Here is a 23,085-nt window from a genome sequence, read left to right as displayed (position 1 = left end):
AACAAGCAGTTATGAGTTTCAATATCGAGTTTGGCATCAGTCATGTCGAATACAAAAAATAACACAGAAATTTCATAAATAGCAATTAATCTCCGTAAATTTAAAGATGACTTTAAAAATGTTTGAGACGTTAATTTTTGTGAGAAAGTAAAAATAAAGGTATATTCACCGATCTCAAATTCATGGATTCTTTATCAATCAATTCCTTACTTGAAGAGTTAAAAAATCCCGATGCTACAGTCCGCGAACAGGCAACCAGAAAAATCTGGCGAATCTGGTTTCAGCAAAAGGGAATCTATGGGCTAGAAAGGATAGATCGCAGTCAAAAATTACTGGATGCGGGCGAAATTACTGAAGCTGAAACAGCACTGACGGAACTGCTCAGAGAACAGCCAGATTTTGCTGAAGCTTGGAATCGGCGAGCTTTTCTTTATTACAGCATTGGCGATTATCAAAAATCTCTGGCAGATTGTCAGATGGTTGTGCAGATAAATCCAATACATTTTGGTGCCCTTCATGGTATGGGCTTGTGTTACGCAGCACTAGGAAGATATGGCGAGGCAATCCGCGCTTTTAAACGCGCTCTCGAAATTCAACCCTATTCGCTGGTGAATCAAAAATTGATTCTAGAATGTACGTATAGATTGAGTTACGACGGTAGATAGGAGAGAGCATCATACTTTTTTATGAATCCGTCTTCACCCTCATCAGCAACAAATCATCGCCTCACTCGCCGTGATTTTATTCAATACGGTTCTATCTGTATTGCTAGCAGCTTAATTGCAGCTTGTACTAACAACAACCAACTGCCAACGAAAAGTTCTGGGTTGGACAAAGTGACATTCGGCACAAACTGGATAGCACAAGCAGAACACGGGGGATTCTACCAGGCGATCGCCACTGGTATTTACAAAGACTACGGTTTAGATGTCACTATCAAAATGGGCGGCCCCCAGGTAGGTAGTGGTACTCAATTGTTGATGGGGGGTGCGGTAGATTTTTTTATGGGTTACGGCATTGATGCCGTGAACGCCGTAGCGCAAGGTATTCCCAAAATCACAGTCGCAGCAATTTTTCAGAAAGATCCACAGTGTCTCATCGCCCATCCCAACACAGCGATTAAAACTCTTGCCGACCTCAAAGGTAAACCGATTTATGTCTCTGCTTCTGCTAACGTTACCTATTGGCCTGTTCTAAAAGCTAAATATGGTTTTAGCGACGAGCAAAAGCGTCCTTATAACTTTAATCCAGCTCCTTTTCTCACTGACAAAAATTCAGTACAGCAAGGTTATATCACATCTGAACCCTTCGCTATTCAAAAGCAGGGCGGGTTTAAGCCAATAGTATTTTTATTAGCAGATTTTGGTTACCAAACTTATGCAACTACTATTGAAACCAAAAAAGAACTCGTAGAAAAAAACCCAGATTTAGTGCAGCGATTTGTGGATGCGTCAATTAAAGGTTGGTACAGTTATTTGCAGAATCCGCAACCAGGTAACGAGCTAATTAAAAAAGATAATCCGGAAATGACAGACGAGCAAATTACCTACGGTATTCAAAAGTTAAAAGAATATGGAATTATTATTTCGGGCGCAGCAGAAACACAAGGTATCGGAGCAATGACCGAAGAACGATGGAAATCCTTCTTTGACAGCATGGTTAGTGCAGGAATTTATCAACCCAACGTCAATTACAAAGATGCATTCACTTTGCAATTTGTAAATAAAGACGTAGGATTTTATCAAAAAGTTTAAAAAGAAGAACTTAATAGCTGATTCGTAAACAAAACGTCAGTTCGGGTTAAGACTATTTTGCTGTTTATTCTACGAGATAATATGGTTTTTAGCCAAAGAGAAAATCAGGGTTTTAGCTTATCCCGAACTCAGGTTAATTAAGCATTCGAGATCGCTTAAATCACTTGGGTAGGGTTTGCGGTGCGGATTCTCAATTGCTGGTAGACGACTCATTGGCAAGAATATAACTGCATTCGACTTAGCCTATAACCTGAGTCAAGCTAGATTCATTTCTCTTTAGATTTTCTTTACGAATCAGCTCTAAGCACTCTGATGAGCTTAAGTTTATTAACATAGCTGGAAAGATTAGCGCCGACTTACTTATTTGAAGGCGATCGCCAGACTTTAACTGTATCATCTGCACTACCACTCACAAGAGTCTTGCGATCTTGACTTATAGCTAAAGCAACAACCTGCTTGGTATGTGCAGCGATGGTATGCAGTAGTTTTCCAGTTTCCAGATTCCACAGTCGGATTTCCCCATCCAAACCACCACTAGCGATAATTTGAGCATCGGGGCTGATGGCAACTGCTAAAATCGAGTAAGAATGTCCCGACAAAGTACGAATTAATTCACCAGTTTTCAAATCCCAGACTTGAATTTTCTTGTCAAGACTACCGCTAGCCAACAAGCGATTATCTGGACTAATAGCTAAACAAGTTACCCAACTTGCATGTCCGTTGAGAGTGTAAAGTTGTTGGCCAGTGCTGAGATTCCATAAGTGGATAGTTTTATCCGTACTACCACTAGCAAGAATCTGTCCGTTAGGACTGATGGCTACTGATAATACTGGCAGTGTATGTCCATAGAGGGTACGCAACCGTTGACCGCTAATGAAATTCCACAACCGGATAGTCTTATCTGTACTACCTGTAGCGATAGTTTGATTATCAGAACTAATGGCAATCGCATTATTCCAAGCTACGTAGCCGTCTGCTTTCAGACTGCGAATTTGTTGACCATCATTCAGATTCCACTGCTTAATTGTCTCATCTAAACTACCACTAGCCAAGCTCTGACTATCCGGACTGATTACCACCGATAAAACTGGGAGTGAATGCCCGTAAATTGTGCGGATGAGTTTACCAGTTTGCAGATTCCATAACTTAATTGTTCTGTCATGGCTGGCACTAGCGATGGTTTCTCCATCAGGTGCGATTGCTACAGATGAAATTGCCTCAGAATGACCAGTTAAGGTATTTACCAAAGCTAGATTTTTCGCCCATTCTTCAGCAGGATTTGATTTTACTATAGTAAACAAGTCACCGCGAGTAAAATACGGAATTACTAATAAAATTACCGCACTAGCAGCAATTGCTCCGATAATTACCATCACCACAGGCGAGGTGTTGCCAAAACTAAAGCGACGGCGTGTTTGCGATCCTATTTTCAAATTTGCAGAATTTTTGGTAGGATTTGACTTGGCTTGAGTTTTCATAGCACGTTCAATTTGTGCTAACCGTTGCAAAATCACATTGGTACTTTGGGGACGTTGACTTGGCGATCGCTTAATTAAATCATCAATTAAATCTGCTAATAACGGCGATATTCCCGGAGCGAAATTTCGCCATAGTACTTCATCTGTATTGATATCATAAATATCTGGGTCGTTCGGTAATTTACCTGTTAATAAATACACAAATGTCCGACCGATAGCAAAGAAATCAGATGTTAAAACCGCTTGTCCATTCAGTTGTTCTGCTGGTGTGAATCCCGGAGAATTTATTCCTGTTACTTGCCCAGCCGCTTGTTTTAAAATATAAGTTTGTGTAACTTCTCTCACTGCTCCAAAGTCAATTAATACCAATTGTCCATCAGCTTTGATCATGATGTTAGACGGCTTAATATCTCGATGAAAAAAGTTTTTTTGATGCACTTGATGCAGAATAGTAAATAATTCAATTAGCCATTCCAGTGCTATATCTTGATTGATGGGGCGTTGATTGCGCTGTTGTAAATATTGGTCAAGGGTTAGTCCCTCAATTTTCTCCATTACCAAACAGTGCAAAGGCTCTTGACTATTATTAGGTAAAAAAGTAAAGTATCCTTCCCCCTTAGGAATACCAGGATGATTTAGCTGAATCAAGACTTGAGCTTCTTGCTGAAACAGCGATACAGCCTTGGGATTATTATGTAATAGAACCTTTAAAACTTTTGTTGTACCACTGCGTTCAATTACCTCGTAGGTCTTACCAAAGCCACCACCTCCTAACAGGCTAACAACTCGATAGCGCCCTTCTAGTAACAATTCCGATCCACAACTTTGGCAAAATAACGTAGAGTTATGATTTTCGGGGTTTTGGCAGTGATAATTAATACACAAGCTCATCGTTTTTTCATATAATTTTTTTTACATATTATTCCCACAAGATTAGGTGATTATATTTTAAGTAAATTGTCATGCACCTCAGCCAAATATGGAAATAAAATCTCGGCGGTTATGATAATCTTATACTATAATTTTGACATTAATATTGAGTATATTTAAATACAGTATTCAGTGAAAACAAGAGGCATGAGATGAGCCAGCTATATGACTCTGATAATGGAATCTGTGGCATCAACCGCCGTCAATTTCTCAAGTATGGCTCAATGGCAATAGGCACTGGGATACTAGCAGCTTGTACAAACAACAGCAAAACAACAACAGTAATTCCCTCTGCTAACTCAGGAACTCAGGGTAAACTAGATAAAATTAATTTTAGTATCCACTGGGTGGCAGAAGCAGAGTATGGTGGTTTCTACCAGGCTTTAGCTACAGGTATTTATAGAGATCATGGATTGGATGTTACCATCAAGCCAGGTGGTCCAAGGGGTAATTACACCTTATTATTGATGGGGGGATCTGTTGATTTAATCATGGGGCATAGTGGCGATGCAATTGGAGCCTTAAAAGATGGTGTTCCCTTGATTACAGTAGCTGCCATGTTTCAAAAAGACCCCCAAGTTTTAATTGTCCACCCAGGTACGGGTAACGACTCCCTAGAAAAACTCAAAGGCAAGCCAATTTTAGTTGGTTCTGGTGGTGAAGCCACCTACTGGCCATTTTTGAAAGCTAAGTACGGTTTTACAGACGACCAGAAGCGTCCGTACAATTTTGATGTTCAACCATTCATTAAAGATAAAAGTATTATTCAACAAGGTCTTTTGACAGCTGAACCTTTTGAGATTCAAAAGAAAGGAGGATTTGATCCAGTAACTTTTCTGTTAGCAGATTATGGTTACAATGCTTATGGGTTTACAATTGAAACGACAAAAAAACTAGTAGAACGCAACCCTGATTTAGTACAGAGATTTGTTGATGCCTCAATAAAAGGCTGGTATAGCTACCTTGAAGAACCAGTTCCAGGTAATAATCTCATCAAAAAAGATAATCCAGATATGACCGATGAGCAGTTAAATTTTAGCCTTCAGAAACTCAAAGAATATTCTGTAATTACTGGAGGTGAGGCAAAACAGATGGGTATAGGTGCGATGACACAAGAACGCTGGCGATCATTCTTTGATAATTTGGTAAAAGCAGGAGTTTTCAATGCGGATATCAATTACGAAGATGCCTTTACCTTGCAATTTGTGAATAAAGGGGTAGGCTATTACAAGAAGTGAGCGATCGCTGTTATCCTTCAAACTTTTTGCATGAGTAACCGTCCCATTATCACACTCAGTCACATTACCAAAGTCTACGCCAATGGTACTGTTGCCCTGCAAGACTTGAATTTAGTAATTCCAGAGGCACAATTCGTTAGTTTAGTCGGTCCCTCTGGCTGTGGTAAAAGTACAGTACTGCGATTGATTGCCGGACTGGGGCCTATGAGTTCTGGTAATATTAACTGGGGCATAACTCAGCAAGCAAAAAAATTGGCTTTTGTTTTTCAAGATGCTGCACTCATGCCTTGGGCAAACGTTTGGGAGAATATACGCCTACCACTAAAGTTGGCGGGAATGTCTAAAAAAGAGAGCCAAAAATTGGTGCAGCAGGCATTAACGCTGGTAGGATTAGAAGGTTTTGAGGAGAACTATCCCCGCGAATTATCTGGTGGGATGAAAATGCGGGTATCAATTGCTAGGGCATTAGTAACTCAGCCAAATGTCTTGTTAATGGATGAACCATTTGGGGCATTAGATGAAATTACTCGTAGTAAACTCAATAGCGATTTACTCGATTTATGGTGTCAACAGCACTGGACAGTGGTTTTTGTCACCCACAATATTTACGAAGCAGTCTATTTATCAAATCGAGTCCTAGTGATGGGGACAAGTCCCGGACGTATCATAGCAGATATCAAAATTGATGCTTCCTATCCCCGTGATGATGACTTTCGTACATCATTGCTGTATAACCAATATTGCCGTGAAATTTCTCTGCATTTAGCCCAAGGAATGAGATAAATAACCACAGAGGCGCAGAGAAAGAAATACGAAAATTACTCTCTATCTGCGTGTTTTTTGCGGTTCGTTAATTTGAACTTAAAACTTTTGAAAATGCTGTTTATTCGTTATATTAAGTCACAAAAGACACTGAATAAATTAATTTCTGCTGATGTTTTTGCACCGATCGCAGTTGGTATTGTAGTATTATTACTCTGGGATATCTTGGTGCGGGTAATGCATTTACCTCCTTATATCCTCCCAGGGCCAATATTAGTATTTCAAACCTTAATTACTGACTGGAATGAGCTTTTTCCATCATTATTAATTACACTGCAAATCACAATCTTGGCTTTTGTCGCTGCGGCAACTTCCGGTTTGCTGATGGCGATTTTGTTTGCTCAAAGTAAATGGATTGAACGCAGTTTATTTCCCTATGCGGTAATTTTACAAACAACTCCTATAGTAGCGATCGCACCTTTAATAATTCTTTGGCTAAAAAATAACACCTTTGCTGCCTTAGTAGTTTGTGCCTGGATAGTTGCCTTTTTCCCTATCGTTTCTAACACTACATTAGGACTCAACAGCGTTGACCGTAACTTACTCAACTTATTCCAACTTTACAAAGCTTCTCGCTGGCAAACACTACTATATCTCCGTTTACCTAGTGCCATGCCTTACTTTTTAGGTGGGTTAAAAATCAGCGGTGGTTTAGCATTAATTGGTGCCGTAGTTGCGGAATTTGTCGCCGGGACTGGTGGGGCGAAATCAGGTATTGCTTACCGGATTTTGATATCTAGCTATAACTTACAAATTCCTCGGATGTTTGCAGCACTATTTCTGACAACTGGGTTGGGTGTATTGATTTTTGTTGGTCTGAGTACTTTATCTGATTTTATATTAAGTAAGTGGCATGAAAGTGCTCTTAAAGAAGAAAACTAGATTGGAATTTGATTATGCTTTAGAGGTAGAAGAATTTCAAGAGTTAATTCCTGTAGCGTCCAAATTTTTTATTCAATTTCGATATTTCTTTGTTTCCAGTAATTCGGTTTGCGCTTACCATGCGCGATGGCAATAACCCAAATCACCTCTTCAAGCTCAGTATAAAAAATCAAATAGGGAAAACTTTGAATAGTATAACGACGTATTCCTTGAATTTTGTATGGAGTTCCTAAATTAGGATTTTGCTGAATTCTCATTACAGCTTTTTCCACTTCAGACAGTAAATCTAATCCCAAGCCTACTTTTTGAGCTTCATAGTAAGCTATTGCAGCATCAAGCTCCTTTCGCGCTTCGGTGTGGATAACAATAAACTTCACAAATACTTTTCTCGTAACTCAGAAAAAACTTGAGATGATGCTTCTCCAATGGCTGTTTTATGATTAATATCCTCTAATCGTTCGGTTAATTCATTATCCCAAGCAGTTTCTAGATTATCATCTATATCTTCATCTAGAGAATGAATTAAAAAGTAGGCGATTTCAGCACGTTCTTTTGCAGAAAGCTGAGAAAGTTCGAGTTTAAGTTTTTCGGCAGTTTCACTCATACTTTGAAGTCTTACCAACACATTCACAACTAGATTAATAATCTGAAAACAATGACTTAAAATTCAATATTGTATTATTTTATCAATTTTATAGACTTTAATACATTTTAATCTTAACAGGTGTTAACAAATCTTGAGTTTACTAAAATTAATTGTTTTTATCGATGCGTAATGTATTCTGATATTAAAGATGCCAAATGGCTGCAACAGAATTTAAGCGATCGCAATCCAGCAGAAGAATTAGCGATCGTGGGAGTAACACCAAATATATTGTTATCGGTTTGCAAGCTCCTTACAAGTATAAATATACAGATTATGGCTTAGGGTAATTAATAATAAGCTATGACAATAATCAACTTAGAAGCCCTGATTCATAAATTATGACAACCAACTTGGATGCCTTGATTAATTCTCTAGAAGGCATAGAAATTATTACTGAACCCGCCCAAGTGGCAAAATTATCCCAGGATTATCACACCTTTAGCCCGGTGCTTGTGCCGAAATTAGAGGGAAAAGTGGGCGATATTGTGGTGCGTCCCACTAATGAAGCAGAGGTTTTAAAAGTTGCGGCTACTTGTGCGAAATACCGCGTACCCGTAACCGTGCGGGGTGCTGGTACTGGTAATTATGGGCAATGCGTACCATTGCATGGTGGCGTAATTTTAGACATGACGCGGATGCAAAAGATTCTTTGGATAAAGCCAGGGGTGGCGCGGGTAGAAGCCGGGATAAAGTTGGCGGCTATAGATAAAAAAGCACGAGAAATCGGCTGGGAAATCCGCATGGCGCCCTCGACTTACCGCACAGCCACAATTGGCGGATTTATTGCTGGGGGGAGTGGGGGTATTGGTTCCATACAATATGGATCGTTACGCGATCGCGGTAATATCTTGGCACTGCGAGTGGTAACTTTAGAAGATGAACCCCAAGCGATCGAGTTGCGGGAAGACGATGTACAAAAGGTTAACCATGCTTGGGGCATTAACGGCATCATTACCGAAGTCGAAATTCCCTTAGGGCCTGCTTATCCTTGGGCAGAAGTCATCGTTACATTTGACGACTTTATCGCAGCAGCAAAGTTTGGTCATACCCTTGGCAATGCCGATGGCATGATTAAAAAATTGATTTCTGTCTTCGCATCGCCAATTCCCCAATATTTTCACACCTTACAACAATACATTCCTGAAGGTATCCATGCGGTATTTTTGATGGTTGCCGAACCGAGTTTAGAATTATTGCCTGGTTTGGTGCAGCGATATGGCGGCCAGATTACTTATGAAAAATCAGCCCAGGAAGCAGCTAAAGGTACGCCATTAGCAGAATTTACCTGGAACCACACCACGTTACACGCCCGGACTGTAGACACTGGAATTACCTACCTACAAAGCATGTTTCCTGCGGCTAAAAGTCTGCAACTTATAGAGCATATGTATAATCATTTTGGCGATGAAGTGATGATGCATTTAGAATTTTGTCGCGTCAATGGTGCTGTAGTTCCTGGTGGTTTGCAACTTGTACGCTACACCACAGAAGAACGCCTCAACGAAATTATGCACTATCACGAAGAACGCGGTGTGGCTATTGCCAATCCTCACACCTATATTATTGAAGAAGGTGGAAGAAAAGTTATCGATCCTGAGCAGTTAAAATTTAAAGAAATAGTAGACCCCTATGGTTTAATGAACCCTGGTAAAAGCAAAGTTCTGCAATGACAGCAGGATTCAGAAGTAAAACAGGCTTTATATTTGGCTAACAATCTTAGTTTGTCTACTTTACGTTTCTTGAAATCCGTTGTAAAAATTTGAAGTATTCTGAATTCTGAATACTGCGACTACGCTCAGTACAAGTTCTGAATTCTGACTTCTGAACATCCCAAAATCACCCATGATTGAAATTGATGGTTCTTACGGAGAAGGAGGCGGACAAGTTCTTCGCACTTCCTTAAGTCTAGCCGCTATCACTGGCGAACCGATACGGATTATAGGTATTCGCGCCGGACGCAAAAAGCCAGGACTAGCACCGCAGCATTTAACAGCTGTTCGTGCCGCAGCTAGAATTTGTAATGCCCAATTATGGGGTGATGCTTTGGGTTCGATGCAACTGGAATTTATCCCAGGTAGTGCTGTGCAAGCTGGAACTTATGCCTTTGATGTTAGTAAAGCACAACCTGGTGGTTCTGCGGGTGCGATCGCTCTCATTCTTCAGACAATTCTCCTGCCTTTAGCACTAGCACCAGGCAATTCCCAGGTAACGCTCAAAGGTGGAACTCATGTGAACTTTAGCCCCACAGTCACATACATCGAGCAAGTTTATCTGCGGATATTGCAACGTATGGGAGTACAAGCAAAAGTCAAATTAGGTGCTTGGGGTTGGTATCCCCAAGGTGGCGGAGAACTAGAATTGCAAGTTACTGGTGGTTGTCAACTTGGCGGGATCGATTTGTTGGAACGGGGGACTTTACAGCAAGTGCGCGGAGTTGCAGTGGTAACAGAATTACCTTCCCACATTCCCCAACGGATGGCCAATCGTGCCGAAAACTTGTTAAGAGAAGCGCATTTAAAAGTTGCTGTGCAAGCATCACGAGAAAAAGGCGTTGCACCAGGGGCGGGTATTTTTCTCACTGCTGAGTATCAAAACAGCTTAGCTGGTTTTGGTGGCTTTGGACGTTTGCGGTTATCAGCCGAAACAGTTGCGGAAATTGCTTGTCAGCAACTACTTGAGTTTCATCACACAGGCGCAGCAGTAGATGAACACTTAGCAGATCAGTTATTATTGCCAGCGGCTTTAGCCTCACAAGAAAGTCATTATCGAGTAGCCCAGGTGAGTAGTCATTTGACTACCAATGCTGGAGTAATTCAACAGTTTGGATTGGCGCAAATTAAGGTAGATGAAGCTCAAAAAAGAGTGTCGGTGATGCATTTAGGTCAATTCCATTGATGAATTTACCCCAGCCGTTGGTTTCGACTCTCTTCTGGAGCGAGACGCTACGCGTAGCTTGCTTCCCCGTAGGGGTACGACTCCGCTCAGGGCAAGTCGCTTAACCAACTTCATAGTCGAGAGTTGAGCGCAGTCGAAACTCGTCAGCGTTGGTATTTTCTTCCCTAGAAATCACCTTATACCAATTCAAATAATGTTTGCGACACATCAATTATCCGTAAGGGCACAACATTTTTGTCCCTCTACCCATCTGTTGCATTCTTTTTTCAAATTGGTATTAGCTACATGATGACTGTTAATTGAGTGTCAACCGTCAACACTCAACAGCCAATACGAAAAGATGTGCTGCGTTAGCCGATCGCCAACAACAATCAATCAATGGATAATTACACAGAAGCAATATTATGGGTGTTCAGGCGATCGCTGAGTAATTTGACCGAACAAGGCAAAAGTTAAAAGTTAAAAGGCACTCATAAAGAAAAAGAATAATGGTCACAGAGCAACTAAATTCATTTATGGAACGAAATAAAAACATTTATTTCGAGACGCATAGCGCGAGAAATAATACTTCCTTATTAAATCCCCTAAATTTATTTATGGGGATTATCTTTTTACTTTTTATTTTTTACTTTTTACTTCTTAATTTGGTTGCTTGGGGATAATCCCGATCTAATTTTTTTTAATGTGTTTCTAACTGTTTCTATGGAAATTTCCGTGATGATGTTTCTTTTTTTAATTTCTTCGGTTAATAGTCTCAGACTCCAATGCGCTCGTCCTGCGGGGGGGTCAGAACAACACAATGCGATGATTTGGGCTTCGGCATGACCATCTATTTTTGCCCTGACTGGCGGAGTTTTTCGTTGACTACGATTTAGGGCTGGTTGTTCGCCTTGCTCCAAAAATCTTTTCCTAATTCTTCCTACCGTATTGCGATGCAGGTTAAGGGCACAACTAATTTCTTCATCTGTCCATTTCTTCGTTGCACCCTCACCTTCATCACACATCAGTAGCACTTGTGCGTGCAATATTTTTTTGGCTGGGGCATATCCATTATGACTCAGAGATTCTAGTTTTTCCCTTTGCTGTGTATTCAAAAGTACTTTCTCTCTACGACCTCTTCCCATCGATTCCCCCCTTTTTTGGCGTTATCTATTGCACTATTTTAGTCTTGACACGCTACTACAGATACTGAGATTTTTTCAAAAATCAAATAGGAGTCCTATATATAGAATTGGTATTAGCTAACTAAAAAATTGTTAGTTCCACCGAAAAATTGTTAATTGCTGCTAAATCTTATAGTCGATAAGCTGATATTAAGAACATAAATTGAGATTTCAAAATGCGGTTTAAAAAGTTATATAGTAATGTTTTTGCAATCGTATTTTTCGTATCAATTACAGTTCTATTGAGTTCTTTAATATCAAGGAAAAAATCACATGTCTGCAAATAAAGGTCGCCGAGAAATTGAATCTGAATTGATCGCAAAAGCCTGGAAAGATGAAGCGTTTAAAAAAGAATTAATCAGCAATCCTAAAGCGGTGTATGGAAGAGAGCTAGGTCAAGAGCTACCCAAGAATCTCACAATTCGAGTAGTGGAGGAAACAGCAGATACTATCTATTTAGCACTTCCTAGAAGTCCACAGGTTTCTGAAGAGTTATCTGATGAAGCTTTGGAAGCTGTAGCAGGAGGATGGCATTTTGTAACTTCTGGAGTCATAGCAGGTTCTCCTTAGCGGTATTTCAAAAATATTAAAATATCTCTGAAGATGAACTCTAACTACCAAAGCTAAAACAAAATAGGCTTACTGTAGCTTAATACCATCCAGTTAAGCCAAAATCCTTGCTAGAGACGCGAAATTCGCGTCTCTAAAATTCAAATATTCAGTACCAAAAATTAAAGTATTTTAGTAATGACTTAACAACAATGAAAACAAAATTATTAAGTTTAAGCCATACAAAACGTTTCATAGAAAGATATCATGCAGATCCAAATTTTAGAGAGCAAGTATCTAGAGATCCGTATAGAGCTATTATTGATTACAATATCAAAGCAGATCCAGAAGAAATAAAGGCGTTATGTGATACAGAGTTTACTAAAGAGAACGAAAATAAATTTTCAGATTCTACTTTTTTAAGAAATTATTGGGAACTTGCTGAACAAATTAGACCACAAAAAATTAGGTCTATAGCAAACAGTCCCGCTAATTCTCAATTTAAAGCGTGGCGATCGCGACAAATTGCTCGCACTGAAAGTCAGTTTCTCAAGCCAGTTTGCGATTCAATTATTCATGCTCCTGTTTGTTTTGAACTCAATAAAGGATGTTCTGTTGGATGCTGGTTTTGTGGAGTAGCTGCACCTCGCCTCAGTGACATTTTCTTTTACACTCCAGAAAATGCACAATTATGGCGCGAAGTCCTTGAATTAATCAAAGAATTACTGGGAGAGGCGGCTGGTGCAGGCTTTTGTTATTGGGCAACAGATCCCCTTGATAATCCAGACTACGAAAAATTTTGTAGTGATTTTTATGAAGTTTTGGGAATGTTTCCCCAAACAACTACAGCTCAACCTTTGAAAGATCCATCTCGGACTCGATCGCTACTGAAACTTGCAGGTGAAAAGGGATGTCCTCTGGATCGTTTCTCCATTCTTTCCCTAAAAATGTTCAATCAAGTTCATGAAGAATTTAGTGCGGAGGAATTAGCATTTGTTAAATTAGCACTGCAAAATGAAGGTTCTAATACTACAAAAGCAGAAGCTGGAAGAACGCGAAAGCGAAATCTCAAAAAAGCAGAAAAAGATAGCAAAACTCCTTACCAAGGAACAATTGCTTGTGTAACAGGATTTTTATTCAACATGGTTGACCGTAGTGTTAAGCTTATCAGTCCTTGCAATGCAAGCGATCGCTGGCCGTTGGGCTACATAGTTTATGACGAAGCTACTTTCTCTGACGCCAAGCAGCTAAAAATTCTTCTTGAAAGAATGATAGGTGACAATATGCCTCTGACAGTTAGACAATCTGAGCTAATGAGTTTCCGTAGCGACCTGGAGTATGAAAGCCTTGCTGATGGTTTCCAACTATCAACCAATTTAAAAACTTTTAGATTTCGTTATGATTCCTATCTAAATGAGTTAGGTGAAATCATACATAATGGTGGCAAAACTGCCCAAGAGATTGTTTCTATATTTGACAGCCGTAATGTTTTGCCTGCTTATATATTTCACAATTTAAATCTGATGTTAGAAAAAGGAGTTTTAGACGATGAGCCAAAATCTAAATTATCTCAAATACTAGTTACAAGTTGATAATTTCTAGTTAACAAAAGCATTAAGCTGTGATTTTTTTTTAATGCTCTGAAACCTAATCTTCGATGAAGCTAGGGTGATTAAATGGTTGACCAGAAGCAAAATTTATTCCGCAAAGAGTCACTAGAGCGTTTATCTTCTCCAGAAAGGCTAGACCAACTCATGCAGGTGGTTAGCCCTAAAAGCTGGTTGCCTTTAACCGCCTTGGGTTCCTTGGTAGTTGTGGCTGCAATCTGGAGTATTTATGGACGCATTCCTATTACCGTCGAGGGTCGAGGAGTACTAATTTATCCGCGTACAGTGATGCCGTTACAGTCAAAAAGTGCAGGACAGTTAGCGGCTCTAAATGTGAATGTGGGCGATATCGTCAAAAAGGGAGATGTACTAGCAACGCTTGACCAGATCGATCTGCACAAGCAACTACAACTAGCGCGTGGGAAATTAACTCAACTCGAACAGCAGGATCGTAACGCTAGCTTTTTACAAACCCAGCGTCAGGAACTTGATAAAAAAGCATTCCAGGAACTTCGCTTAAGCCTCCAGCAAAGGCTAAAGATTGTGCGGGATTTGACACCGATCCTCAGGGAAAAGGGGCTAGTGTCAATACAAAGCGATCGCCAAAGCCTCCAAAAACGCTTGCAAACCCTCCAGGGACTACTTCCCACCCATAAAAAGAGATTGGATAACCGCCAAAAACTATTCACACAGGGAGCGGTTCCCGATGATATCGTCCTAGAAGCGCGGCAACAATACGATGATGCCCGTGCCAGCATCGATGAGGCTGAATCGCAGCTCAAGCAACTCGACCTCAAGGAAGCCGACGCACAACGGCAATACCTCCAGAATTTGAACGAAATCAAAAACATTCAAGCCCAGCTGCAAGAACAGAATACTAAAGCTGCCAGCGTCGCTCAACAAGACTTGCAAACTGCAACTAGCCGAAAAAACCAGATTCAAGAAGTCAAGCGAGAAATAGCCAAACTAGAACAAGAATTAGGCAATAACAGCCAAATTATCAGCCAACACTCAGGACGCATTTTAGAAATTACTGTTAATCCTGGGCAGGTGATTAATGCAGGAACTCGTTTAGGCAGCATAGACGCAGAAAATCCATCCAGCCAGCTGGTTGGCATAACTTATTTTCCGGTTGGGGATGGCAAGAAAATTCAACAGGGTATGACACTGCAAATTACGCCGCAAACCGTAAAGCGGGAACGTTTCGGCGGCATCGTGGGTACTATCACCGCTGTTTCAGCATTTCCGATTACACGGGAAGCAGCCGCTACTGTGGTGGGCAATCCAGAAGTAGTTGCAGGTTTAGTAGGCCAGAAGCAGGAAGGAGTCATGCAAGTATTTGCTGACCTCAAGCGCGACCAAACAACCTTTAGTGGCTACAAATGGTCTTCTTCCACCGGACCGCAACTGAAGATTTCTTCGGGAACTACTACAGTTGTTCGCGTCAAAGTTGAAGAGCGATCGCCAATTACGTTTGTTTTACCTATCCTGAGGTCGATCGGTGGTATCTATTAATTCTTCATCGGTGACACCGATTAATCCTTTTCAAGAGTTGCAAAAGCTACTGCAACCTCAAGGCAAGCGAGTAAAAACACCCACCGTTTTGCAAATGGAAGCTGTGGAATGTGGGGCTGCTGCTTTGGGAATTATTTTGGCTTACTACAAACGAATTGTGCCTCTGCCAGAACTGCGGACTCTGTGCGGTGTCTCCCGCGATGGCAGTAAAGCTTCTAATATCCTCAAAGCTGCTAGAAACTACGGACTTGAGGCAAAAGGTTTTAAAAAGGAACTAGATCGACTTCCAGACCTGCGCCCTCCCTATATCGTGTTTTGGAACTTTAACCACTTTTTGGTTGTGGAAGGATTTGGCAAAGAGTCGGTTTATCTCAACGATCCCGCCACGGGACCGCGGAAGGTGTCCCGGCAGGAATTTGACGAAGGGTATACTGGCGTGGCGCTGGTTATGGAACCAGGGCAGGAATTTCAGCAAGGGGGGCGTAAACCAAGCCTGATTTTATCTTTGTGGGAGCGGCTACAGGGCGCTACTGGGGCGTTGATTTACTGTATGGTAGCGGGATTTCTTTTAACAATTGTTGGACTGGCGATACCAGTATTTAGCCAAATATTTGTAGATGAAATCCTAGTTCAGCAACGATACCAGTGGTTGCGTCCGTTACTTTTGGCAATGGCGATCGCCACCGTACTTCAAGGGTCGTTAACGCTACTACGGCTGCGTTATCTGCGTCGTTTAAAAGTCAAGCTATCTGTAGGAATGTCCAGCCGTTTTCTTTGGCATATTCTACGTTTACCTGTTGGTTTTTATGCCCAACGGTTTGCAGGAGAAATTACTAACCGCACCAGTCTTAATGACCAAGTTGCCGATGTACTTTCGGGGAAGTTGGCAACTACAGCGATCGATACGGTCATGGTAATTGTTTACGTACTGGTTATGCTGCAATATGACAAAGTATTGACCTTGGTTGTAGTTTGCTTTGCTGCTGTGAATATCTTCACCTTGCGATCGATCTCTCGTCAGCGTAAAGATGCAAATCAGCGTTTAATCCAAGAATATGGCAAAGCTGCCGGAACATCTATAGCCGCTCTCCAGAGTATAGAAACCATCAAAGCATCTGGGTTGGAGTCAGATTTCTTTTCTCGCTGGTCGGGTTATTACACCAAGGCAATCAATTCCCAGCAAGAATTAGGAGTGACCAATCAAACTTTCTCCGTATTACCAACGCTTCTTTCTTCGCTCTCATCAATGGCTTTGTTGGTTGTCGGTGGTTTACGGGTAATGAATGGACATCTCAGCATTGGGATGCTGGTAGCTTTTCAAGGACTAATGCAAAGCTTTTTGCTACCTGTGAATAATCTAGTGAGTTTTGGCAGTACTCTCCAAGAAATGGAGGGGAATTTGATTCGCCTAGATGATGTGTTGGATAACCCTATTGGAGAGGCAGAGGGGGCAGGGGGAGCAGGGGAGGCAGGGGAGGCAGGGGGGGCAGGGGGAGATAAGGGAAATAAGAAAGAAATTTTCTCTTTATCCGCTTATCTTGTTCCTAAATTGCAGGGGTATGTTGAGCTAGAGAATATTACCTTTGGCTATAGCCGCTTGGAGCCTCCCACGATTGAAAAGTTTAATCTTTCGATCGCACCAGGACAGCGAGTAGCTTTAGTAGGTGGGAGCGGTTCTGGTAAGTCTACCATTGCCAAATTGATAAGCGGGCTTTACGAACCTTGGGAGGGAGAAATTTGCTTTGATGGTAAACCCAGGTTGCAAATTCCCCATCGCGTATTGACTAATTCCGTTGCTTTTGTGGAGCAGGAAATTTTGATGTTTGGCGGAACTGTCAGGGAAAATTTAACTTTATGGGATACCACAATCTCAGATAAAAGTCTAATGCGAGCTTGCCGCGATGCTGCCATTGACGATGTAATTCTCTCAATGTCTGGGGGATTTGATGCACAACTGAGCGAAGGCGCTGTGAATTTAAGTGGAGGCCAGCGACAACGCTTAGAAATAGCCCGCGCTTTAGCGAACAATCCTTCTATCCTAATCGTGGATGAAGCCACCAGCGCTTTGGATTCTGAGACAGAAAAAATTATTGACCGAAATCTGCGGCGTCGGGGATGCACTTGCATTATCGTCGCACACCGATTAAGCACCATCCGAGACTGCGATGAAATCATCGTCCTTGAGAGCGGAAAGGTAGTCGAACGAGGAACTCACCAGAAATTGTGGCAAATGGAAGGGATGTACTCAGAATTGATCCGAAGTGAGGGCGAAGCACTTCCAGGAGTTTAAAAATGGTCAACCAAGTTAAAATCACAGATTTACAGGGGCAAGCGTGCAGGCTTAAGGGCAATGAACCTATACTGCTGGACGATCCACAAGTTGTTTGGGTGGTTAAGTCTGGCTCCGTAGCCCTATTTGCTGTTAAGGAAGGAACTCGGCGTTATCTGTTTAGTTGCGACTCTAAAGAAGCTCTTTTCGGAACCCTTCCTAGTAGTTCGCCAAGCGAACTACTAGGCGGGGTAAAGGGGAAGGAGGAAGGGGGAAAGGGTTTAAATCCCTTACCCTTTTCCCTTTCCCCTTTCCCCAGCCCTCACCCAGCATTTTTGAGTTGCCAGACTACTAGTTCTGGCAATCAGCACCACCAACTTTTAGCAGTGCCGATTGGAGAGACGGAACTGGTGAGGGTGGATCGAGAATGCTTTCGGCAGTTAGTTGTTGATGGGGATGCCACAGTGATTAGTTTGGTAGAGGGCTGGCTTGAGCATATCAATGCTGTACTCTTGGACATTGCTACACCACCGATTCAAGTTCAGGCTGTCGGACAAGCACGATTTTCTTTGAACGATCGCCAGACTTTTCAACCCGAACCTGGTGCGATCGCTTGGGTACAAATTCACAAAGGAAGTCTCAGTTGGATGGGACTGCAAAAACTAACTCTAGACCCAAAAACGGGAATTTTTCCCCTCAGCGATCGTATGTGGTTACAAGCAATGGAGTCAGTTGAACTATCTACTCAAACCGCGATCGCAATTCGCAATGCTGATACCCTATTAGGAGGATTATCCCAACTTCATACTCAACTTCTTGACTATATTAGCCTCCTAGAGCAACAGGAAGCCCAGGCAGAACTACAGCGCCTTCAAGATCGAGAACACCTCAATCATCAAGTTACTGCTGAGGCTCTGGGCGAACTGGTATCGCCGCTATTGCCCGATAAAGCACCTTTTCTCTTGGAAGGTACACCTTTGTTAATTGCTGCTGGTGCGGTAGGAAGATATTTAGGTATAACAATTCGCCCCCCTGCTCAGTCAGAAAACCTCAAGCGGCTCAAGAATCCCTTGGAAGCAATTGTGCGGGCTTCCAGGGTGAGGATGCGACGGGTTTTGCTGCGGGAGAGCTGGTGGAAGAAGGATTCTGGCCCTCTAGTTGGTTACACTGAGGCGGATAATCAACCTGTAGCATTATTACCGATTTCGGCTAATAGCTACGAAATTTTCGATCCAGTTCAACGAACGCGTGTGCCTGTAAATGATAGCAGCGTTGAGACTCTCATCCGCGTTGCCTATATGTTTTATCGGTCATTACCCGATAAAGGGCTTAAGGGTGTGGGTTTATTGCAGTTTGCATTTAAGGATCGCGGAAGAGACTTGCTTGTGATTTTTTTGACTGGAATTGCTGTAACGCTGTTGGGAATGCTTACACCCTACGCCACTGCCATTTTGATTGACAACGCGATTCCAGATAGCGATCGCGGATTGCTGTTACAAGTTGGGTTAGGGTTGTTGGTTGCTGCTTTGGCAACGGGGTTATTTCGTCTAACTCAGGGGCTAGCCCTGTTGCGTGTGGAAACGTTTGGCGATGTCACCGCTCAAGCAGCTATATGGGATCGTCTGCTTAATCTCTCGGTATCGTTTTTTCGTAAGTACACAACGGGCGACCTTCATTCCCGCGTCACAACAATTAGTGCGATTCGTCATCAACTTAGCGGCCCCACCCTAATAAACTTGATGACTAGTCTTTTCGCATTGCTAAACTTATTGCTTTTATTTTACTACAGCTGGAAATTGGCTTTAGTTGCTGTTGGTTTTGCTGTAGTAGCGATCGCACTCACCACACTTTCCGGAGCGCTCCTAGTCCGCAAAGTTCAGCCATTGCTAGAACTCAAGGGAAATATTTTTGGACAGACGGTACAGCTGATTAATGGCATTGCGAAACTGCGTGTTGCTGGTGCCCAAGAGCGAGCTTTTGCTGCTTGGAGTAAAAACTACAGTCGGCAAATCAAACTAGAACTCAGCACGCAGAACATTGAAGATGGCATTACGCTTTTCAATACAATAATGCCTACACTAACTTCTGCTATCCTCTTCTGGTTCACCATCGAGCTACTTGAAAACCCTCAAACTACAGGTGGTATCGGACTAAGTATTGGGACTTTTTTAGCTTTTAAAACTGCCTTTGACACCTTTATCAAAGGTTCTACGGACGTAAGTAATACAGTTACTAACGCATTACAAATTATTCCCCAGTGGAAGCGCACCCAGCCAATTTTAGAAAGTATACCAGAAGTCGATCTGGGCAAAGCTGACCCTGGCAAACTCATGGGCAGAATTAAAGTCGATCGTCTCACATTCCGCTATCGCCAAGAAGGAGCGCTGACGTTAGATAATGTCACTCTTCATGCCGAACCTGGGGAGTTTATTGCACTTGTAGGCGGCTCTGGAAGCGGGAAATCTACTATATTTAGATTGCTGCTGGGGTTTGAGACTCCTGAAGATGGGGCTATATACTACGATGGTCAAGATTTATCTGGTTTGGATGTTGGGGCGGTACGTCGCCAGTTAGGTGTAGTCTTGCAAAATGGTCAGATTACGTCAGCTTCTATTTTTGACAACATAGCTAGCGGTGCTAATATCACACTTGATGAAGCTTGGCAAGCTGCACGGATGTCTGGGTTGGCTGAGGATATTGCAGCTATGCCAATGGAAATGCATACTGTCATTAGTGAGGGGGGCAGTAATCTTTCTGGAGGGCAAAGACAACGATTATTGATTGCTCGTGCTCTGGCATTAAAACCCCGCATTTTGTTATTTGATGAAGCTACTAGCGCGTTAGATAACAGAACCCAGGCGATCGTCAATGAAAGCTTGGATAAGTTACAAGTTACCAGAATAGCGATCGCTCATCGACTTAGTACCATCCGCAACGCTCACCGCATTTATGTACTGCAAGCAGGCCGGGTTGTACAGCAAGGAAATTTTCAGGAATTAGCTGCTGTAGAGGGATTATTTGCCCAGTTAATGGCTCGGCAAATGGCGTAGCGACCGAAGAAGCAGGGGGGCAGGGGGCAGGGAGCAGGGGGACTGAGCTAACCTGTTAAGCACCTAATTTGCACATTTAGACAGCAGGGCAGAAGGATTGACGCTTTTTCTGCAAAATCAATAATATGCCTCAGACTTGGGCGGAGTACAAGCTCTGTGTCCAAGTCTCTCCCCCTTGCTCCCTGCTCCCTGCTCAAGAGCCTCTTTTGACGTTGAGACAACTGAATTCTTCAAATGGAAACTCTCCGATAAATAGTTTGTCTATATTTTTTATTTACATAGGTTTTGTGCGGAGTGAGGTACAACGCGATATCTGAAATTCTTACCAAAAACATGGGTTTAAAGCCTCTCTGCGCGAACGCCCTTCAAGGGCGACTTTGCTTAATTTAGAAATAATTTGAGTTTTTAGCTTCATATTTTTGGTAAAATATTAATATGAAAACACTAAAGTTTAAGCTATATCAACACAAAAGAAATAGACACCTCAAACGCATGATAAATGCTGCCGGGGTAATTTATAATCATTGCATTGCGCTACACAAACGCTACTACCGAATGTGGGGCAAGCATTTAAGTTGTGTAAAACTTCAGTCTCACATTGCCAAATTAAGAAAGCGTAACCCATTTTGGCAAACCGTAGGTTCTCAAGCAGTACAAGATATTTGTCAACGCATCGATAAAGCTTACCAATTGTTTTTTAAACATAACAAGAAAGGAGTTAAACCACCAGGATTTAAGAAAGTTAAAAAATACAAATCATTCAGTTTAAAACAAGCTGGTTATAAGTTTTTGGGAGGCAATAGGGTAAAAATAGGTCAGCGAGTATATCAGTTTTGGAAGTCTAGAGAGATAGAAGGAACAGTCAAAACATTAACCATAAAACGTACACCGTTGGGTGAATTGTTTATGGTAGTAGTGGTTGATAATTATGCTGAGTCAGAAACCAAGTCCACGACTGGTAAAATAGCGGGGTTTGATTTTGGACTAAAGACATTTCTCACTTGCTCAGATGGTACTAAAATTGAGTCACCCCAATTTTTTAAGCAGTCCCTCAACGCCATCAAAGTAGCCAGCAGACAGCATTCCAAAAAATTAAAAGGCTCAATCAATCGTGAAAGAGCCAGAAAAAATTTAGTACGCAGATACGAAGATATTTCTCATCGTCGGCGTGATTGCGCGTGGAAATTGGCTCATCATTTGACTGATAAGTTTGATGTGCTATGTTTTGAAACGCTCAACCTCAAAGGAATGCAACGTCTTTGGGGTAGAAAAATATCAGACTTGGCATTTGGTGAGTTTCTACAAATTATAGAATGGGTTGCCAAAAAGAAGAAAAAGAGGGTTGTTTTCATCGACCAATGGTATCCCAGTAGTAAGACTTGTTCGCACTGTGGCCAGGTTTTAGAAAGTCTTGATTTGTCTATCAGAGAATGGCGTTGTTCGGGTTGTCAGTCAGTGAACGCAAGGGATGAAAACGCCGCACTCAATATTCAAATGGTTGGGGCATCAACCATTGGGTTAGGCGATGTAAGTCGGTTTGAAACTGCATTTGCTGTTTGAGCCTAGAATCCCCACCATTGAATGGTGGGGAGTATGTCAAATAGTAAAATCTCTGATGTACCTCATCCATGTCGGAACCTCTGTATTAGTTTCTCAATTTTTTGCAGGAGAGGAAAATGAAGAAGTTCGCTTGTTTAATGATTGTTGGAGCAGTAGTGTCAATTAGTGCGCCGGCGTTTGCTGAAAATCGTGCGGTTAATATCAGTATTGGCAGTACTGGTGGTTCCTTAGATAATGCCGCTTTGCGAACAATTCGCCAGGTTATCGGGTTTGCGATCGCCACTGGCACTGTCGATAAATTCATTGTATATAGTCCCAAGGCGGGTTCTCCTATTCCCATCGAAGGAGGTTTATCTGCTTGTGCTGAAGCTGGCTACCGGATAGGCAATACAAGATTTAATGCTTTTATCCAGGAGTTGGGTTCAATTAAACCCCAGCCGGGAACTTTCTACAATGTAGAACTTACCGCAAGCTGCAAACAGAAATGAGAATGTCGTTTGCACCCAAGCGCGATAGATTTTCTGATTCGTGTCAACAGGCGATCGTTAAATCCTTGTCGAGCCGACCAAGTACAATCAAAGCAAAGGTCGTTTGTTGACGAAAAACAGTCGATTCACTTACCAATCTCAATTGGTGAAAAATCAAACCATCCAAACTACTTGCGAATTTAAATTATATTCCGGATCGAAGCGATCGAAGGAGTGTATGTATAAAAAAGAGAACTAGA

18 protein-coding genes and 1 pseudogene are annotated in these 23,085 nt (G+C 41.9%); 15 read left to right on the top strand and 4 right to left on the bottom strand.

The window, feature by feature from the left end; translation table 11 throughout:
• The first annotated feature begins 182 nt into the window (after nt 1-182).
• Together NSTC745_RS19385 and NSTC745_RS19380 are read left to right on the top strand one after the other, a co-directional pair.
• A complete protein-coding gene (locus NSTC745_RS19385) occupies nt 183-665 on the top strand; it encodes a tetratricopeptide repeat protein (RefSeq protein WP_096538866.1) in 483 nt (160 codons plus the stop codon).
• Nucleotides 666-686: 21 nt separating this feature from the next.
• Entirely contained in the window at nt 687-1,754 is a 1,068-nt protein-coding gene (locus NSTC745_RS19380; RefSeq protein ID WP_445632379.1) for an ABC transporter substrate-binding protein, read from the top strand.
• Between the two features lie 356 nt (nt 1,755-2,110).
• Here NSTC745_RS19380 and NSTC745_RS19375 read toward each other — a convergent pair whose 3' ends face one another.
• Nucleotides 2,111-4,123, bottom strand: a complete 2,013-nt coding sequence (locus tag NSTC745_RS19375; RefSeq protein ID WP_445632378.1) for a protein kinase domain-containing protein — start codon at nt 4,121-4,123, stop codon at nt 2,111-2,113.
• A gap of 191 nt (nt 4,124-4,314) precedes the next feature.
• On the opposite strand from NSTC745_RS19375, the gene NSTC745_RS19370 reads away from it, so the two are divergent.
• The 3 genes from NSTC745_RS19370 to NSTC745_RS19360 all read left to right on the top strand — a co-directional run bounded on the left by NSTC745_RS19370 (nt 4,315) and on the right by NSTC745_RS19360 (nt 7,104).
• A complete protein-coding gene (locus tag NSTC745_RS19370) occupies nt 4,315-5,400 on the top strand; it encodes an ABC transporter substrate-binding protein (protein WP_445632377.1) in 1,086 nt (361 codons plus the stop codon).
• 30 nt (nt 5,401-5,430) lie between these two features.
• Nucleotides 5,431-6,183 carry an ABC transporter ATP-binding protein gene (locus NSTC745_RS19365; RefSeq protein ID WP_445632376.1) on the top strand — a complete coding sequence of 251 codons (753 nt, stop codon included), beginning with the start codon at nt 5,431-5,433 and terminating at the stop codon, nt 6,181-6,183.
• Between the two features lie 93 nt (nt 6,184-6,276).
• A complete protein-coding gene (locus tag NSTC745_RS19360; protein ID WP_445632375.1) occupies nt 6,277-7,104 on the top strand; it encodes an ABC transporter permease in 828 nt (275 codons plus the stop codon).
• Between the two features lie 68 nt (nt 7,105-7,172).
• Here NSTC745_RS19360 and NSTC745_RS19355 read toward each other — a convergent pair whose 3' ends face one another.
• Together NSTC745_RS19355 and NSTC745_RS19350 are read right to left on the bottom strand one after the other, a co-directional pair.
• Nucleotides 7,173-7,481: a type II toxin-antitoxin system RelE/ParE family toxin gene (locus tag NSTC745_RS19355; RefSeq protein ID WP_445632374.1), complete on the bottom strand. Its 309-nt coding sequence runs from the start codon at nt 7,479-7,481 to the stop codon at nt 7,173-7,175.
• A complete protein-coding gene (locus tag NSTC745_RS19350; RefSeq protein WP_445632373.1) occupies nt 7,478-7,708 on the bottom strand; it encodes an addiction module protein in 231 nt (76 codons plus the stop codon). Before NSTC745_RS19350 ends, NSTC745_RS19355 begins: the two co-directional genes overlap by 4 nt.
• Nucleotides 7,709-7,905: 197 nt before the next feature.
• Between NSTC745_RS19350 and NSTC745_RS19345 the strand changes: the two genes are divergently transcribed.
• The 3 genes from NSTC745_RS19345 (at nt 7,906) to rtcA (ending at nt 10,645) form a co-directional block, all read left to right on the top strand.
• A complete protein-coding gene (locus NSTC745_RS19345) occupies nt 7,906-8,037 on the top strand; it encodes a hypothetical protein (protein ID WP_445632372.1) in 132 nt (43 codons plus the stop codon).
• Nucleotides 8,038-8,088: 51 nt separating this feature from the next.
• The gene (locus tag NSTC745_RS19340; RefSeq protein ID WP_445632371.1) at nt 8,089-9,420 is read left to right on the top strand and encodes an FAD-binding oxidoreductase; all 1,332 of its coding nucleotides are present in this window, start codon (nt 8,089-8,091) and stop codon (nt 9,418-9,420) included.
• A gap of 172 nt (nt 9,421-9,592) precedes the next feature.
• On the top strand, nt 9,593-10,645 hold the full coding sequence (gene rtcA, locus NSTC745_RS19335; protein WP_445632370.1) for an RNA 3'-terminal phosphate cyclase: 1,053 nt from the start codon (nt 9,593-9,595) through the stop codon (nt 10,643-10,645).
• A 674-nt stretch (nt 10,646-11,319) separates the two neighbouring features.
• Here the strand turns inward: rtcA and NSTC745_RS19330 are convergent.
• Nucleotides 11,320-11,769, bottom strand: a pseudogene (locus tag NSTC745_RS19330) (helix-turn-helix domain-containing protein); the annotation flags it as partial.
• A gap of 312 nt (nt 11,770-12,081) precedes the next feature.
• On the opposite strand from NSTC745_RS19330, the gene NSTC745_RS19325 reads away from it, so the two are divergent.
• The 7 genes from NSTC745_RS19325 to NSTC745_RS19295 all read left to right on the top strand — a co-directional run bounded on the left by NSTC745_RS19325 (nt 12,082) and on the right by NSTC745_RS19295 (nt 22,846).
• Nucleotides 12,082-12,378, top strand: a complete 297-nt coding sequence (locus NSTC745_RS19325) for an NHLP leader peptide family RiPP precursor (RefSeq protein ID WP_445632369.1) — start codon at nt 12,082-12,084, stop codon at nt 12,376-12,378.
• 191 nt (nt 12,379-12,569) lie between these two features.
• Nucleotides 12,570-13,949 (top strand): radical SAM family RiPP maturation amino acid epimerase, encoded by a 1,380-nt coding sequence (locus tag NSTC745_RS19320; RefSeq protein ID WP_445632368.1) that lies wholly within the window; start codon nt 12,570-12,572, stop codon nt 13,947-13,949.
• Nucleotides 13,950-14,033: 84 nt separating this feature from the next.
• Nucleotides 14,034-15,479: an NHLP bacteriocin system secretion protein gene (locus NSTC745_RS19315; protein WP_445632367.1), complete on the top strand. Its 1,446-nt coding sequence runs from the start codon at nt 14,034-14,036 to the stop codon at nt 15,477-15,479.
• A complete protein-coding gene (locus tag NSTC745_RS19310; protein WP_445632366.1) occupies nt 15,466-17,769 on the top strand; it encodes an NHLP family bacteriocin export ABC transporter peptidase/permease/ATPase subunit in 2,304 nt (767 codons plus the stop codon). The genes NSTC745_RS19315 and NSTC745_RS19310 overlap by 14 nt, the downstream gene beginning before the upstream one ends.
• Nucleotides 17,770-17,771: 2 nt before the next feature.
• The gene (locus NSTC745_RS19305) at nt 17,772-20,798 is read left to right on the top strand and encodes an NHLP bacteriocin export ABC transporter permease/ATPase subunit (protein ID WP_445632365.1); all 3,027 of its coding nucleotides are present in this window, start codon (nt 17,772-17,774) and stop codon (nt 20,796-20,798) included.
• Between the two features lie 435 nt (nt 20,799-21,233).
• A complete protein-coding gene (locus tag NSTC745_RS19300) occupies nt 21,234-22,358 on the top strand; it encodes an RNA-guided endonuclease InsQ/TnpB family protein (RefSeq protein WP_445632364.1) in 1,125 nt (374 codons plus the stop codon).
• A gap of 116 nt (nt 22,359-22,474) precedes the next feature.
• Complete coding sequence (locus NSTC745_RS19295) at nt 22,475-22,846, top strand: hypothetical protein (protein ID WP_445632363.1); 372 nt, start codon at nt 22,475-22,477, stop codon at nt 22,844-22,846.
• Nucleotides 22,847-23,085: the final 239 nt, after the last annotated feature.

This window comes from Nostoc sp. DSM 114161, from assembly GCF_052692665.1.
Note: the sequence above shows the minus strand (reverse complement) of the source record. Positions and strands in the feature narration are given on the sequence as shown.

What these genes read in the sequence shown, in the direction of transcription:
- NSTC745_RS19320 (WP_445632368.1), top strand. Translation starts at nt 12,570, where the DNA reads ATGAAAACAAAATTATTAAGTTTAAGCCATACAAAACGTTTCATAGAA.
- NSTC745_RS19375 (WP_445632378.1), bottom strand. Translation starts at nt 4,123, where the DNA reads ATGAGCTTGTGTATTAATTATCACTGCCAAAACCCCGAAAATCATAAC.
- rtcA (WP_445632370.1), top strand. Translation starts at nt 9,593, where the DNA reads ATGATTGAAATTGATGGTTCTTACGGAGAAGGAGGCGGACAAGTTCTT.
- NSTC745_RS19315 (WP_445632367.1), top strand. Translation starts at nt 14,034, where the DNA reads ATGGTTGACCAGAAGCAAAATTTATTCCGCAAAGAGTCACTAGAGCGT.
- NSTC745_RS19365 (WP_445632376.1), top strand. Translation starts at nt 5,431, where the DNA reads ATGAGTAACCGTCCCATTATCACACTCAGTCACATTACCAAAGTCTAC.
- NSTC745_RS19360 (WP_445632375.1), top strand. Translation starts at nt 6,277, where the DNA reads ATGCTGTTTATTCGTTATATTAAGTCACAAAAGACACTGAATAAATTA.
- NSTC745_RS19295 (WP_445632363.1), top strand. Translation starts at nt 22,475, where the DNA reads ATGAAGAAGTTCGCTTGTTTAATGATTGTTGGAGCAGTAGTGTCAATT.
- NSTC745_RS19300 (WP_445632364.1), top strand. Translation starts at nt 21,234, where the DNA reads ATGAAAACACTAAAGTTTAAGCTATATCAACACAAAAGAAATAGACAC.
- NSTC745_RS19325 (WP_445632369.1), top strand. Translation starts at nt 12,082, where the DNA reads ATGTCTGCAAATAAAGGTCGCCGAGAAATTGAATCTGAATTGATCGCA.
- NSTC745_RS19370 (WP_445632377.1), top strand. Translation starts at nt 4,315, where the DNA reads ATGAGCCAGCTATATGACTCTGATAATGGAATCTGTGGCATCAACCGC.
- NSTC745_RS19305 (WP_445632365.1), top strand. Translation starts at nt 17,772, where the DNA reads ATGGTCAACCAAGTTAAAATCACAGATTTACAGGGGCAAGCGTGCAGG.
- NSTC745_RS19350 (WP_445632373.1), bottom strand. Translation starts at nt 7,708, where the DNA reads ATGAGTGAAACTGCCGAAAAACTTAAACTCGAACTTTCTCAGCTTTCT.
- NSTC745_RS19380 (WP_445632379.1), top strand. Translation starts at nt 687, where the DNA reads ATGAATCCGTCTTCACCCTCATCAGCAACAAATCATCGCCTCACTCGC.
- NSTC745_RS19385 (WP_096538866.1), top strand. Translation starts at nt 183, where the DNA reads ATGGATTCTTTATCAATCAATTCCTTACTTGAAGAGTTAAAAAATCCC.
- NSTC745_RS19345 (WP_445632372.1), top strand. Translation starts at nt 7,906, where the DNA reads ATGGCTGCAACAGAATTTAAGCGATCGCAATCCAGCAGAAGAATTAGC.
- NSTC745_RS19340 (WP_445632371.1), top strand. Translation starts at nt 8,089, where the DNA reads ATGACAACCAACTTGGATGCCTTGATTAATTCTCTAGAAGGCATAGAA.